At 49.1% G+C, this 14,379-nt stretch carries 15 protein-coding genes and 1 riboswitch; of the genes, 9 read left to right on the forward strand and 6 right to left on the reverse strand.

Features of this window, described 5'->3' with window-relative positions; translation table 11 throughout:
* Positions 1-128: 128 nt before the first annotated feature.
* Both BLS69_RS27420 and BLS69_RS27425 read left to right on the forward strand, forming a co-directional pair.
* Positions 129-605: a GNAT family N-acetyltransferase gene (locus tag BLS69_RS27420; protein ID WP_017690853.1), complete on the forward strand. Its 477-nt coding sequence runs from the start codon at positions 129-131 to the stop codon at positions 603-605.
* Between the two features lie 47 nt (positions 606-652).
* Positions 653-1,723, forward strand: a complete 1,071-nt coding sequence (locus BLS69_RS27425; protein ID WP_047840275.1) for a Gfo/Idh/MocA family protein — start codon at positions 653-655, stop codon at positions 1,721-1,723.
* Between the two features lie 90 nt (positions 1,724-1,813).
* Here BLS69_RS27425 and BLS69_RS27430 read toward each other — a convergent pair whose 3' ends face one another.
* Both BLS69_RS27430 and BLS69_RS27435 read right to left on the reverse strand, forming a co-directional pair.
* Positions 1,814-2,182 carry a hypothetical protein gene (locus tag BLS69_RS27430; protein ID WP_091038319.1) on the reverse strand — a complete coding sequence of 123 codons (369 nt, stop codon included), beginning with the start codon at positions 2,180-2,182 and terminating at the stop codon, positions 1,814-1,816.
* 97 nt (positions 2,183-2,279) lie between these two features.
* A complete protein-coding gene (locus tag BLS69_RS27435) occupies positions 2,280-4,862 on the reverse strand; it encodes a UvrD-helicase domain-containing protein (RefSeq protein ID WP_091038321.1) in 2,583 nt (860 codons plus the stop codon).
* A gap of 469 nt (positions 4,863-5,331) precedes the next feature.
* Between BLS69_RS27435 and BLS69_RS27440 the strand changes: the two genes are divergently transcribed.
* Positions 5,332-6,147: a zinc ribbon domain-containing protein gene (locus tag BLS69_RS27440; RefSeq protein WP_091038323.1), complete on the forward strand. Its 816-nt coding sequence runs from the start codon at positions 5,332-5,334 to the stop codon at positions 6,145-6,147.
* Between the two features lie 68 nt (positions 6,148-6,215).
* Positions 6,216-7,022, forward strand: coding sequence for a TrmB family transcriptional regulator (locus BLS69_RS27445; RefSeq protein WP_091038325.1), 807 nt, complete (start codon positions 6,216-6,218; stop codon positions 7,020-7,022).
* 267 nt (positions 7,023-7,289) lie between these two features.
* Here BLS69_RS27445 and BLS69_RS27450 read toward each other — a convergent pair whose 3' ends face one another.
* Positions 7,290-7,943: an NUDIX hydrolase gene (locus BLS69_RS27450; RefSeq protein ID WP_091038327.1), complete on the reverse strand. Its 654-nt coding sequence runs from the start codon at positions 7,941-7,943 to the stop codon at positions 7,290-7,292.
* Positions 7,944-8,022: 79 nt separating this feature from the next.
* On the opposite strand from BLS69_RS27450, the gene BLS69_RS27455 reads away from it, so the two are divergent.
* Complete coding sequence (locus BLS69_RS27455; protein ID WP_017690846.1) at positions 8,023-8,325, forward strand: hypothetical protein; 303 nt, start codon at positions 8,023-8,025, stop codon at positions 8,323-8,325.
* A 237-nt stretch (positions 8,326-8,562) separates the two neighbouring features.
* Here BLS69_RS27455 and mscL read toward each other — a convergent pair whose 3' ends face one another.
* Positions 8,563-9,057: a large conductance mechanosensitive channel protein MscL gene (mscL, locus tag BLS69_RS27460; protein ID WP_091038329.1), complete on the reverse strand. Its 495-nt coding sequence runs from the start codon at positions 9,055-9,057 to the stop codon at positions 8,563-8,565.
* A gap of 271 nt (positions 9,058-9,328) precedes the next feature.
* Positions 9,329-9,428, forward strand: a riboswitch (purine riboswitch).
* Between the two features lie 300 nt (positions 9,429-9,728).
* Here mscL and BLS69_RS27465 point away from each other — a divergent pair.
* Together BLS69_RS27465 and BLS69_RS27470 are read left to right on the forward strand one after the other, a co-directional pair.
* Positions 9,729-10,316: a xanthine phosphoribosyltransferase gene (locus BLS69_RS27465; RefSeq protein ID WP_036613196.1), complete on the forward strand. Its 588-nt coding sequence runs from the start codon at positions 9,729-9,731 to the stop codon at positions 10,314-10,316.
* Position 10,317: 1 nt separating this feature from the next.
* The gene (locus BLS69_RS27470) at positions 10,318-11,679 is read left to right on the forward strand and encodes a nucleobase:cation symporter-2 family protein (RefSeq protein WP_091038330.1); all 1,362 of its coding nucleotides are present in this window, start codon (positions 10,318-10,320) and stop codon (positions 11,677-11,679) included.
* A gap of 288 nt (positions 11,680-11,967) precedes the next feature.
* On the opposite strand, the gene BLS69_RS27475 is transcribed toward BLS69_RS27470, so the two are convergent.
* Together BLS69_RS27475 and BLS69_RS27480 are read right to left on the reverse strand one after the other, a co-directional pair.
* Complete coding sequence (locus BLS69_RS27475; protein ID WP_062837331.1) at positions 11,968-12,306, reverse strand: DUF4870 domain-containing protein; 339 nt, start codon at positions 12,304-12,306, stop codon at positions 11,968-11,970.
* Between the two features lie 195 nt (positions 12,307-12,501).
* Complete coding sequence (locus tag BLS69_RS27480; RefSeq protein WP_091038332.1) at positions 12,502-12,777, reverse strand: transposase; 276 nt, start codon at positions 12,775-12,777, stop codon at positions 12,502-12,504.
* A 399-nt stretch (positions 12,778-13,176) separates the two neighbouring features.
* Here BLS69_RS27480 and BLS69_RS27485 point away from each other — a divergent pair, with 399 nt between their 5' ends.
* Positions 13,177-13,365 carry a hypothetical protein gene (locus BLS69_RS27485; RefSeq protein WP_017690840.1) on the forward strand — a complete coding sequence of 63 codons (189 nt, stop codon included), beginning with the start codon at positions 13,177-13,179 and terminating at the stop codon, positions 13,363-13,365.
* Between the two features lie 133 nt (positions 13,366-13,498).
* A complete protein-coding gene (gene map, locus BLS69_RS27490; protein ID WP_091038334.1) occupies positions 13,499-14,260 on the forward strand; it encodes a type I methionyl aminopeptidase in 762 nt (253 codons plus the stop codon).
* The last annotated feature ends 119 nt before the right edge of the window (positions 14,261-14,379 follow it).

Below are 14,379 nucleotides of genomic sequence, written 5' to 3' on the forward strand. Positions count from 1 at the left end.
GGTAGATTATTTTAAATTAGAAATATCGCTTGTATTGCAGGTTATCCGCAGCAGGATCAGGTTAATTTCAGGTAAGTGACCAAACCTTTGTCCTATTTCACATTCAAGTACGAGGAGGAACGGATTAGATGAGTGATATGTTGGTAGCGCTCTATCGTTTACCGGAGCAAGAGAGTGGACTGAGAGCGTTGGAGGAATCCTCCATTGTGATTCGAAGAGCCATTGCCCCAGAGAAACAGCTTGTACTGGATTGGGTGAGGTCACATTTTAGTCAGGCTTGGGTGGATGAATGTGAGGTCGCTTTTGCGCGTCAGCCGGTGTCCTGTTATATTGCGGTTGAACATGGGAAAATGATTGGATTTGCCTGTTACGAAGCGACGTGTCGCAACTTCTTCGGACCGACAGGTGTGAGCCAGGATGCACGGGGCAAAGGTGTAGGCACAGCCCTGTTACTGGCCTGTATGCATGCGATGAAGGCGGACGGTTACGGGTATGCGATTATCGGATCAGCGGGACCTGTGGATTTCTATGCCCGGACGCTGGGTGCCGTGAAGATTGAAAATTCAACGCCGGGTATTTACGAAGGCATGCTGCGGGCAGACTAGACGATAATGATGTTGTGGAAGTTGTGGAAAAGGAAGGGAGGACGATGATGAGCACGAAACAAATGTTACACATCGGAATGATCGGTACAGGATCAATTTCGGATCTTCATATGAGGTGTTATGCCAAAAACGAGGATGCCGTCATCTATGCCATCTGTGATCTGAACGAAGAGCGGGCTAAAGCTGCTGCGCAGAAGTATGATGCTCAATCCGTATACACTGATTATCGGGAGATGCTGGAGGACCCGCATGTGGATGCTGTCAGTATCTGTACCTGGAATAATACACATGCGGAATTTGCCATTGCTGCACTGGAGGCAGGCAAGCATGTATTGCTTGAGAAACCGGTCGCAACCAATGTGGAAGATGCGCTCCGGATTGAAGAAGCGGTTAAGAAGAGTGGCCGTACCTTTATCGTTGGATTTGTGCGTCGATATGATAACAATATGCAGATGATGCGCAGATTCATTGATGCCGGGGAGTTTGGTGAACTGTATTATGCCAAAGCTTCCATTCTGCGGCGTCATGGCAATCCAGGCGGTTGGTTTGCTGACAAAAGCCGTTCCGGCGGCGGCCCCCTGATTGATCTCGGCGTACATATTATCGACCAATGTTGGTACCTCATGGGTAGGCCGAAACCTGTTTCGGTCAGTGGTAATACGTATCGGAAGTTGGGCAATCGTGCCCATATCGAACATCTTTCTTTTTACAAAGCAGCCGACTACAGCGCAGCTGTGAATGACGTGGAAGATATGGCGAATGCACTTATTCGGTTTGAAAACGGGGCTTCGCTGGCGGTAGATGTGAGCTTTACCCTGCATGCACGCGGAGATGAATCTTCTGTGAAATTATACGGCGAGCGTGGTGGGTTCGAACTGGAGCCGGAGACACTGATCGTCACGGAGAAAAATAATACCATCCTGAATATTGAACCCCAGACGGACAATACGGGTCTCCATATTCATAGTGCATTCCAGAACCAGATTGACCACTTTGTGGATTGTTGTCTGAACGGTACAGAGCCGATCAGCCCAATTGCGGATGGTGTGGCTTCCACGCGCATGTTGTGCGGAATCTACGAATCCGCTGAGAAAGGGCAGGAGATTCGTCTGGATTGAGTTCATTTTACATGGCAGTTGTCCTTCATCATATTAAAAAGCATGCGTCTTCCGCGTGATCTGCGGTTACGCATGCTTTTTGGCATCAGGTCATTTATTCAGTGGTGAATTCTCGTACCCAGGGTCATCGTAATCCGTATCCTGCAGCCTTGGAAGCACGTTCATGCTCTCAATTGCCTGCCGGGTATCCGGCGTGCCATGGTCATACAGAAAGGTATACAGCAAGGTCATGCCATCTGAAAATTGCTCTGTTGCCTCATCGTGGTCTGCTGATTTGTAGGGTACGGGAGCCCGTTGCAATGTATAGGCATCGTCATCCTCCAGCACCTTCATCAGATCTTTTAATCGGCCCAACTGTTCGTCATCCACCAACACCTCAAAGGGTGTAGATTCGTTCTTTGTTTGCTCAATAAGATTATGTGTTACCGATACATACAGCTGTTGTTTGCCGTCCTGCATAATCCAACCCCCATTCTGAAATGGAAAAAAGACGCTTCTACTGTTAATAAACAGCAAAAAGCGCCCTGAAACGAGCTATAACGGTATCCCGTTTCGTTTATTTCCCAAATCTCCCCGTTACGGGCACCTGGCGGGTACCGGCCTCCATCGATCCTGAACACAGGGGACAGGCGGGAGGGCCTGATGATGCCTTCTTGGTTGCTTTAGAAGGCACAGCTGGCTTCTGTCTTAGCCACGCTTTACAGGTGGATGAACTGCACTTCCAGACCGCAACGGTCTCCGTACGTTCAGCATTACCTGAACCTGAAGTGTGCGACTGTGAACTGGAGGAACTCGCAGCTGTCGGACTTATGCCTGTGGTGCTGAATGCCTTATGATTGCGAATTTCACCACTGCCACGCCGTTCACCGAGGCGATCCTCATCACGTTCGTTGTGGACCTCGAAGTCACGACGGTCACTGTGACTGATGGCTCGGCGCTGTGCCACATCCCGACCTTCGGAACGTGCACCCGAGAGAGACGAGCGAGCATACTGTCCATTACCTTTCCCATATGAAGTCTGGCCGCTCGTCCGGCTCTCCTCACGAGGTTTACGTTTGTCCGGAACTTCCATGCCGAAGGCTTCAAGCAGGAAGCGGGACACATCCGCTGGCTTTCCGTGATGGCTCGCCGGTGAGGTAACGTACAAGTACTGCTTGGCCCGTGTGATGGCAACGTAGGCGAGCCTGCGTTCTTCCTCCAGTGCCATGTCCAGTTCGGCGTCTGTCTGTTGCACAGCAAGCGCAGCTTTCTGATCCTCGGGGATATCCTGGCGTAGTGCGGTACTGTGGGGCACAATGCCTTCACTGGCTCCGATCCAGTACACACAAGGGAACTCCAGTCCTTTGGCCCGGTGAATGGTCATCAGTTGCACTGCGTCACTGTCCTGTGCACGGCGCAGAGATTCCATCTCACGGTGTCTGCGGGAGAGCTCATCCGCGAATTGGATGAACTCTTCCACGGTTTCGAATTTTTTGACGGCAGCTTCAAATTCATCCAGGGTTTCCAGCATCGTTTCCTTATAATGGGTGAAGATGCTGGGATCACCACTTTCCATATACTTGTCGTAGAACTGCCTGCGCATCTCCTGAATGGCGATGATGGGTTTTAGTTTGTGCAGTGATTTGATCAGCTTGATGCGTTCCTTGACCTGTTCCTGCTGGAACGGTTTCAGCTTGTCCCATTTCACCAGATGAATGAGCGGATATTTCTTCGCCTGTTGTTGTTCACAGCGCTGAATCCACTCCAGCCCTGCATCCCGTGATACATAGAGCGGTCCCAATGCACTGGGGAGAGCATCCATGGCACGTGGATCAAGGGACAGACGCAGATGATCCATCAGGGGTCTGATGAGAGACTGGTCATAGAACACCGGAGAAGCACCATGCTGTACAAAAGGTACATCTTTCAACACAAGCTGCTCGAATACAGCCCGGCTGCTGCTTGCTGTCCGGTGAAGAATCGCAATATCACGATAGGTGTGTTGTCCTTCTTCAACCTGTTGACACAGCTGGTTTACGACCCATGCCGCTTCTTCCTCCGCATTGGATGGTGTGGCGAAACGGGGCGCATCGCCGCGGTTTCCGGCGGCACGCAGCCGTTTGTCACGTCTGCGTTTATTACGGGCGACCAGTTCACTTCCGAGTCCCAGAATGCGTGCATCACTACGATAATTGATATCCAGCGTCACAATGCGTGCACCGGGGTATACTTTATCGAATTCCAAAATCGATTCCTGGCGTGCGCCATTAAAGGTATAGATCGTCTGGTCATCGTCTCCCACAACCATCAGGTTGCGGTGAGCGGAAGCCAGTTTTTGCACAATTTCATACTGTAGGTGGTTGGTATCCTGAAACTCATCGACCATAATGTACTGAAAACGCTTCTGAAGCGGCCCCAGAACAGCAGGGTCACGAAGCAGGGCGGCTGCCCGCAGTAAAATATCATCAAAATCCATTTTGCCCCGATCCTGTTTCCAGGCTTCGTAACCTAGCAGAACACGCTTGGCATCGCGTTCTTCCTGCGATTTTTCAGGCAGGTCGGTTGTTTCCGATCCTTGCATCTTCCATGCGGACAGCATGGCCAGCAGACTTTCAGGCTGGAAGGCTTCACTCATGCCATTTTGGCGAAGAAGCATCTTCAGAACCGTATGCTGAGCCCGCGACTCGCCAAAGATCTCTTCCTGCACACCGTAATGACGCAATAATGTCAGGGCAAAAGAGTGAAAGGTACGAGCCTGCACGGCTCTCGCGGCTGCCGGGCGTATACCTGGCAAAGCCGCGATCCGGTCTTTCATCTCGGTGGCGGCCTTGTTCGTGAACGTCACCAGTAGGATACTGCCAGCATGTACGCCGCTGACTTCTATGAGGTAGCCAGCTCTTGCAGCCAGCACAGTTGTTTTGCCACAACCGGCTCCGGCGAGCGTCAGAATCGGTCCTCTGCCGTGACGGACTGCCGAGATTTGTGGTGCGTTTAACTTGATGCCTGCCTCTTCCAGAGAACGAAAATAAAAGGCATCCTGTTGCTCATTACCCACGAGTTGCCGACTGGTCTCCAGCGGAGCAGACGGGGACTGGGGCAGGGACGCCGCCGGGGTAACCCCGAGCGGACGGGGGTAGAACGTTGAGTTCGGACTTAACATGTTTCATCCACCTCTGTATGCATTCAGGGATAGGAATATCCCGGTTAAAAGTAAACCATTTGCCCTTTTCACAATCGCATTGTAAATTGGTATGATAGAGTTAGTTGCCTAATCAGGCGGTTAAGTATGGTCAAAGCTTCATTATACCCGAACATATGGTCTTGACGAAAGCCCCCGATTTCATCCAGTATCGGTATAAAACGGGCACCTGCACGAGATTACGCAACTTTTTGGCATGATATCGTATAAGTTATATGCCTGAGCATTTTGCATGAAAGATGTAATATGCTAATTTACTACAAGTATGTGTTCAAAAAGTCTGGTTTTCAGTACCTCTTATTCGGCTGAATCCCATATTCGATGCTGAGGATGCCACTGGCATCCTTCGTAATCAAAAGCGGACTTTTTGAATAACCTCTAAAATTTGAAATGATAATATTGGTTTTGACGGGACAGAGGAGGAATGGTCATGAAACTGCTTCAGCGCATCAAAGACGGAGCGAACAAAGCAACAGAGCGTGCCCAGCACGCCGTTGAGATTGGGAAACTGAACAACCAGATTGTGGGCTTGCAACAGGAACAGGAAGTCCATTTTACAGATATGGGTCGCATCTTCTATGAGGGTTATCGGGCACAGGATATGACGCGTGCGGAAAAAGAAATGGTGGATCTGTCGCAGCTCTGCGACGAATTGCAGGACGAGATTGATGGTCTGCGCAACAAGATTGCACAACTCAAGAACGAACGGTTGTGCGAGTGTGGACACGTCGCTTCCCTGGATGCCAACTTCTGCCCTAAATGCGGACGCAAGTTGGGTGAACTCAAGACGCCAGCACCTACAGTAGGAGCTGCAGGAGTCGCAGGAGCCACCACAGCCGCGAGACAGGAGGCAGCTGTAGCTCAGACCCAAACTCCAGAGCCGGACTTCTACGATGCGCCACCTGAATTGGAACTGGAGGAAGATGAGCCGTATCACACGGTCATTCCGTCCATAGCGGATCTGGAGACAGAATCAGAATATAACAGTACGGAATTTACCCAGGAAGAAAAGGAAGCGTTCGATGCAGAGTGGGAACGTCGCAGAGATGAAGAGATGCAACGGGAACGTGAGCGTCAGCAAGAACTGGACGAACGCATCCGCTACTGGAAAGAAAACAACCCGATCGTGAACACGGTGGACGTACAGACCGAAGTATCACGTGAAATGGTGAATTGTCAGATTTGTGCAGCCGAGCTGCCCAAAGGTTCGAAGTGGTGCCCGCGTTGTGGTGCTGAACAGATCTGATGCAGTAGAAGCACTGCTGCATCATTGTGAGGCAGTGCGGGTTGCTGACAGCATGGGGGGACGGGAATATGGACCAACTGCTGCATCATTTGCGTCATCTCGGGTTTACCGAGATGGAATCTAAAATTATGGTGGAACTCGCCCGTCAGGGATCAGCCTCAGGATATGAGGTTGCGAAGCGGCTGGGCGTGTCCCGTTCCAATGTATATGCGACCCTGCAACGGCTGGAACAGCGTGGGTTCTTGCGGTGTAGTCCGGGGGAGCCGGCGAAGTATAGTGTGCTGAAGCCAGAGGAGATGACACGTATGATCTCCGATCAAATGCGTACCTCGCTGGATTATGTCCAGAGCAGCATGCCCAAGAGTGAACCGGAGAAGCCGGTCTTCTATAACGTCGAAGGGGACAAAAATGTGTTTGAGAATCTGAGCCGTGAATTGGCCGAGGCTCAGCATGAGATTGTTGTAGACGTTTGGCGTGAAGAGGCAGAGTTGCTACGTAATGACTTACAGCAGGCTGAAGCTCGGGGTGTGCGGCTGTTATGGTCGTGTGATGGTGGCGAAGGTATGCTTGATCAGCCTGTCCCTTGGCCGGGACTACCTTTGTATGGCACAGGTAATGGTCGGAAATTTTCCCTGGTGGTGGATCGCCGCTGGTGCATGTTAGGCATGCGCGGTGAATCATGCGCCACACAGGCAGTGGTGACGGAGCATCCGGTGATGACTGGACTGCTGCTGAATCATTTTGCTCAAGAGCTGGTGTTGTACGAACTGGAACAGGATATGGGGGAGGAACTGGAGTCCCGCTATGGGCACCGGTACGAAGAACTCTCTGCGCGTTATTGGTCTTCTCCTTCAGGAGAAGGTGACCAGAGCTAGACAGATCGGCGACTAATTTATCTCTGATGGAGTGAACATGCCAGCACAAAGGTATATCTTGATGAAACGAATACGTGTGTACATAAAGCAGGCGCTGCCCGGAGGCAGACGCCTGTTTGTGCTGGTTTGAGATATGACAGTGATGTTCGTCACAGCATCTGTTTCCAGTCAAGTCGATAGTAAAGGTATGAAGTTATGCTATTTTTGAGAAAATGAAGCTATGAACATTCGATTGAACTGGATCGGGTTGAACTGGATCGTACATGATCACTCTTTGGGCACGTGATACAGAGCTTCCAGCACATCGATATAATAAGCTGTACCATGGGGTACAAATTCCGTTGCCCGAATCTCGCGAACGACACGCTCAGGTTTATAAGCTGCCTGATCGCTTAACGGGTGGGTCTGAACTCCAGTAGCTTGAATGACGTCTATCTCATTACGAAACAAAGCGAGTAGATCATCCAGCGGCACTTCATACAGGCTATCCACCTCGCTGGGCTGCAGAACGTAGGCTTCGAGCGGCTGGTTCAGACATAGTCCATAGACGGCGCTGAATTCCCGATCTATGAATGGGACACCACGGACCTCTCCTTGGAGCTGCTGTGTAGCCGTGAGTAGATAGGTTAATGCCTCGAATGGAGTATAAACACCCAGTTCTTCCTCCAGCTCACGACTGGCGTCTTGCAGTTGTTCACCTGCGGTAAGATGGCCTGCTGCTGTAATGTCGTAACATCCGGGGAAGGTATCCTTAATATCACGCCGCCGCTGAAAAAGAACCCGTCGTTGCTCGCCTTTGTCACGCACAATCCAGCAGTGGAATGAACGGTGCCAATATCCTTTGGCATGGACCTCGCTGCGTAGTGAAGTGCCGATCCAATTTTGCTTATCGTCATAAATGTCGAAACGTTCTGGTGTCATGAAACGTATCTCCTTATATAGCAGATTTTAAAGTTCAAAATTTCACAAAGTATGTTTTAAACGAAAGGGGAACGATCGTATGGAATGCATTGTACACTTTCAGGTGATTTATCCGCAACCTCAGGAACGTAAAAGTCTTAGAGGACTTATATTTGTAGGGCAAGGTCAGGAACCGGCTAACAGTCAGTTAAGCAGCATGTTTAAGGATATGGGATTTAATGTACGTTTGGAAGATGAGGCCCAATTGTTGTTCAAGCCAGTGGATGCTTCGGCAAACTTTGAATATATTCGCGTGACAGAACTGGATACCGGGGAAGAAGTTTACAAGGAAGATAAGGATCTGAAGTCGATCCTGGAGCATTTGCTGCCACGCCGGTTCTAGTTCATGAGCATGGCTGCAAATGACATTCACGGGGGAGCACGTGTAACACATGTATGTTAGGCACAAAAAAAGGCCCCACCTTTACGGTGGAACCATCAAACCTTTAAGCTGCGCAACCATTGTTAATGAAGCCCATATGGCTTTTCATACATACACCCTAGCAAGTAAGAGGTTGTCCCCCGCATCAGGATTTATATCCGTAATTCAACTCGGTGCGTCTTTAAACGTTCATTGTGATTATGCTAGAGCGCCGGTGCCTTCAGCTTCGAGCTCTGAAGTACAGTGTGAGCAGCGGGTAGCCGCGGCTGGAATTTCCGATAGGCAATACTTGCAAGCCTTGGTCGTTTTTTGCGGCTCGGGCTTTTTGTGTTCTTTGCTTTTGATATAGTTGATGCCCTTCACAAGCATGAAGATACAGAACGCAACGATAATAAAATCAATCATGACGTTGATGAACTGCCCGTAAGCAATTACGGTTGCGCCAGCTTCGTTGGCTTGTGCTAATGTCTTGATTTCCTGCCCGCTGGCGGTTTTCATATCCCAATCCAGATTGAAAATCTTCTGGCTGAAATCAACCCCTCCAAGCAGTTTTCCAACTGGAGGCATAATGATATCATTCACAAGGGACGTGACGATTTTACCAAAAGCAGCCCCAATAATGACACCGACCGCCAGATCGATGACGTTGCCGCGGACGGCAAATTCCTTGAATTCTTTAAGTACGCCTTTCATGTTTGCATATCTCCTTTGATCATTCAATTCAAAATATAGGTCGCGTTTCCATCCATTCTCCGTTCAGATCCGCGCTTCCGTTCTCATATTGTACATAAAAAATAGATTCCAATCACCCCCTGTTTGCAAATTAAGACAAGTTTCCGCAACTTCCATGAAAATACTTCTTTATTTCACGCCGCCGATTCGGTATACTTCTAACATTGTCAGTTATGTTTAACCTTTTACATTCAGGTTCGCGATCATACATTGTAACGAATCATGGAGCCAAAAAATTAAATATGCCGTTACTCGTATATGTGCAGGAATAGGCCTGCATGTCTCTACCCGATCACCGGAATGATCGGACTACGGGAAAGATGTTGCAATGTTTTGTATGGTTGGCATGAGATTATTCTCAGGCAGTTTGACTGAAGAGCAGGTTCAAGTAATTTCTATCTGTTTCTGATCACACTGTTTGGAGTTTCTCACGTCAGGAGTTATATCCTGTCATTCTGTCCATCCAGTACACTTGCAGCATCCATACGGCTTGTCCATATACGTACAAGTCCGTCTTTCCCGTCTCCGGTTATTCCGCAGCGTGTGAAAAGGCGGGCTTTTTGCTTTTTTACCATGCGATTGGAAGAGCGTGTGAGCTTCTGTGCGGAGGGCATTCAGGGGGAAGAATTACAATGCAATTGTTAAAAGACAAGGTAAGACAGGAAGGCATCGTCCTGTCCGAGCAAGTACTCAAAGTGGATTCATTCCTGAACCACCAGATGGACCCGGTTCTGATGAAGGAAGTGGGCAAGGAATTCATTCGCCGCTTTGAAGGTGAGAATATCACACGTGTGCTGACAATTGAGTCGTCAGGGATTGCACCAGGCATCATGACCGCTTTGGAGCTGAACGTACCGCTGATCTTTGCACGGAAGCAGAAGTCGCTCACACTGACGGAAGACATTCTGGTGGAGAAGGTCTACTCCTTCACGAAGCAGGAGACCAATGAAATCACCGTTGCCAAGAAATTCATGAAGCCTGGTGATCGCGTGCTGATCATTGATGATTTTCTGGCGAATGGTGAAGCAGCATTTGGTCTGGCTCGCATTGTGGAGCAAGTTGGAGCCGAAGTGGTGGGTATCGGTATTGTTATTGAAAAAGCATTCCAGCCGGGAGGTCGCTTGCTGAAAGAAGCAGGATACCGTGTGGAATCGCTGGTTCGCATCGGGGCACTGTCGGATGGACAGGTTACATTTGCGGACGAGGAGGGCACGAACTAATATGGCACGCGAACGTATCTTTCAACGGCATCGGCATCCAATCAAAACGTTCTCCCTCGGACTACAGCATGTGCTTGCTATGTATGCAGGAGCCGTCGTTGTCCCATTGATCGTCAGTAACGCATTGGGCTTTACACAGGAACAACTAACCTATCTCATTGCCATTGACTTGCTCGCATGTGGTGTGGCTACACTGCTTCAGGTATGGGGAAATAAATATTTCGGCGTAGGGCTGCCTGTCATGCTCGGTTGTGCATTCCAGGCCGTGTCTCCGATGATCCTAATCGGGATGAACAGTGGGGTATCTGCCATTTACGGAGCAATTATTGCCTCAGGGCTGTTCGTATTGATCTTCTCCGGAATCTTTGGGAAGCTTATTCGGCTCTTTCCACCCGTGGTTACGGGTTCGGTGGTTACGATCATCGGTTTGACCTTGATTCCGGTTGCTTTCCACGATCTGGGCGGCGGTCAGGGGTCAGAAGATTTTGGCAGCGGAGTGAACTTGTTACTCGGTTTCGGCGTGCTTCTGTTTATCATTCTGATGACTCGTTTCACAACTGGATTTATCCGTTCCATCTCGGTACTGATTGGTCTGCTGGTAGGTACGGTGGCAGCAGGGTTCATGGGTGAGGTTAATTTTGCTCCTATTCGTGATGCAAGTTGGTTCCACGTTGTTCAGCCGTTTTACTTCGGTACACCGACATTTGAGATTGTACCGATTCTGACGATGATTCTGGTGGCGATTGTCAGCGTGGCCGAGTCCACAGGTGTATTTATGGCTCTGGGCAAAATACTGGACAAGGACCTGTCGTCCAAGGATCTGGCGCGCGGTTATCGCGCAGAGGGTCTGGCCATTGTGTTGGGTGGTATTTTTAACTCGTTCCCGTATACAACGTATTCGCAAAATGTAGGACTGGTACAGATGACACGTGTGAAGACACGTGATGTCATTGTGGTGGCTGGTGGAATCCTTGTGGTCATTGGATTTGTACCAAAAATTGCAGCCCTTGCACAGCTCGTTCCAGGGGCAGTACTTGGCGGAGCGATGGTGGCCTTGTTCGGCATGGTGGTATCATCAGGCATTCGGATTATCGGCAGTCAGGTCGATCTGAACCGACATGAGAATCTGTTTGTCATCGCTTGTTCTGTAGGTATGGGGCTTGGGGTTACCGTTGTACCTGAGTTGTTCGCAGGTGCACCGGCCTGGGCTCAGATTATGCTCGGTAATGGTATCATTGCAGGCAGCTTCACAGCGATCTTCATGAACCTGCTGTTTAATGGTCTGGGTACCAAGGAAACAGCCACCAAAATGGCTGAACAACAGGCAGATGCCATCCTTGGAGAGACGGGCAAGTCAGCTTAATTAGCCGAATTAGGCCAGGATTATTATCCAGCAGGATTGTTATGTTAACTGTTATAGATAGACGATTCACAAGATGAATAATGAATCAGATTAATCATGAAGATATACAGCATGAATGGTTTATGACATACATCGTTTATGCTATGAATGTTCAAGCGCATGAACAAGCCCTCTTTATATGTGAAACACCGAAGATCCGTTGAAGTGGGACATATAATCAAAAGACGATCCAAACCCCGTTTGAAAGGGGATGGATCGTCTTTTCTTTTGAATCATGTCTTCCTCAAATTACAGATGACGCATCTGTTTCTCTGCAAAATCGCCAACCCACGGCAGCTTCAACCATTTCCCCTGCAGGCTGGTAACGACCATAATAAGCCAGACCACTACACCAAGCAGGGATAACAGCGATGCCACCAGTGGTCCAAACAACGGAAGGAAAGCCGATAATACATGCCCGACCATAATGATGCCAAAGACCGTTACAGATTGCAGCGCATGAAATAACACGAACCGGCTCCGCTTCTCCACAGCGAGGAAGACAATCCCACCTACAAAGGTAAACAGATAACAAAGCATACCGGCAATATTTTCATCCAGACCGCTAGACGATTTCATGGGGGACATCCGGTCCAGCCTCCTTTGACCTTTTTAACTAGGTTATGAGAGAGATGGACAGAACTGAACCGATGAATTTATTTGCCTGTGAACGGATGGGGATGCAACACATAGGAAAAAGCAAACAGGGGCAGAGCAAGCCATTGTACAGCTTGCTCTGCCCCTATTGTCGTTTACGAATAATACGTTACACGAACGAAATCGTTATCCGCCCTCGATCTGTCTGCGAGGGTTTGTAATCTTGCCAATTTTATCGGTGTCGTTTTCTTTGGGAACCAACCGCTCATCGGTTCGTCCTTCGTGGTGATTATCATATGCATATTCGGTCAGTTTCCATTCCGACTTGCCAAGAACGGGATCGGCCGGGAAATGTTGCCCCCGGTGCAGATGTTCCTCACGTCCGGCTTCATTGATGTAAACTCCGTCTACTTCCACCTTTTCATGCGAAAGGGGCAGCATATCTTGTTCTTTGCGGTCCATGAGACGACGCCTCCTTTGGATACCAGTAATTTAACTGTATGGGTTGTCCGTGATAATATCCCCCGAATAGTTCAGTGTTATGCTGGATATATTAATTCCGTATAGAATGGCGGCATTCATAACATATGATTCGGAATTAAACTTTTTGGGCATGAAAACCGTTATATTTATTAGAGGAAATCGTCAAGTCGTAAGATACTTCCGAATATGCTACAATAAGATTATGATTCATTCCGAATCATATCGGGTATTTATAGTGTCAGGTACTTGCTTTCTAGCGAGGTTCCCGACCTAAAGCTTGCTTTAAGCCGCGCACACAACTTCATGGATGGCATTTAAGACTTATTCGGCATTCTCTAAACGGAGCATTCACTTTCAACGTTTTGGGAGGGAATTACAATGGCAACGAAAGGTCACAATGAGGTCAAAGAAAGTTTGAGGGAAATGACTCGGATTTTCCGTCCTAAAGATCCAAAAAAATTCGTGAAGGAGTACGTGAGAAAATACCGGATTACGGGTGGATACGAGGAAGAATTGACTTCTGTGGTTGAGCATGAGCTTGTCAAGATGGATTCTTCCGTGTCCTGAAACAACACACAACTCTGATTATACTGTTCCGATAATGAATAGAACCGTCTCCCGGGCGATAAGCTCCGGCAGGCGGTTTTTTTTGCGTTCCTGCTGCATATATATGGGAGTACACCTACAGCGGGAAGGATGAATGCATGTGGACCCTATTTTGAAAACCAAAGAAGAGATTGGCTACATGCGGGAAGCTGGACGGATTTTGCGAAGTTGTCACCAGCATATTGAGCAGTGGATGATCCCCGGTATCACGACAGCAGAGATTAATGAGCGGGTGGAAGAGTTTCTGGCAGCACGAGGAGCCACACCGGAGCAAAAAGGGTACAAAGGATATCCGTACGCGACGTGTGCCTCTGTTAATGAAGTGGTCTGCCACGGATTTCCGGGGGAAGAGGAGCTGGCGAGCGGGGATGTAGTGACCATCGATATGGTGGTGAACAAAGACGGCTGGCTTGCTGACTCGGCCTGGACATATGGAATTGGTGAAACAAGCAGATCCATTCGCAAGCTGATGAGACGCACGGAGAAGGCACTTGAGCGGGCGATTGCCCAGGCAGTTCCAGGGAATACACTCGGAGATATTGGAAGTGCCATTGAACGAACAGCCAGATTGTATCGGTACGGAATTGTGAAGCCTCTCATTGGTCATGGGATTGGTCAATATATTCATGAACCCCCAAATGTTCTGCCTTATGGCAAACGCAGAACGGGCACGATGCTCACCGAGGGCATGGTTATTACGATTGAACCAATCTTTACAAAGGGCAGTTCCGGGGCCGTTGTGTGGGATGAAGATGGATGGACGGTAAGGACGGTAGATGGCAGCTGGGGGGTCCAGTATGAGCATACGGTTGCGATTACTGGGAATGGCCCCTTGATTCTGACCGATGGCACGTGAGATGAAGTCAGTGAAGAAGAGGACTTGAGTTGAACTTTCTCCGAAATGCTCCATGCTGTTTTGAGCTTGAAGATAGCGGTATGGAGCGATAGGCATGTCTTCTGAATGGATATGGAAGA

Source organism: Paenibacillus sp. CF095, from assembly GCF_900101225.1.
In the GTDB taxonomy this organism is placed as follows: domain Bacteria; phylum Bacillota; class Bacilli; order Paenibacillales; family Paenibacillaceae; genus Paenibacillus.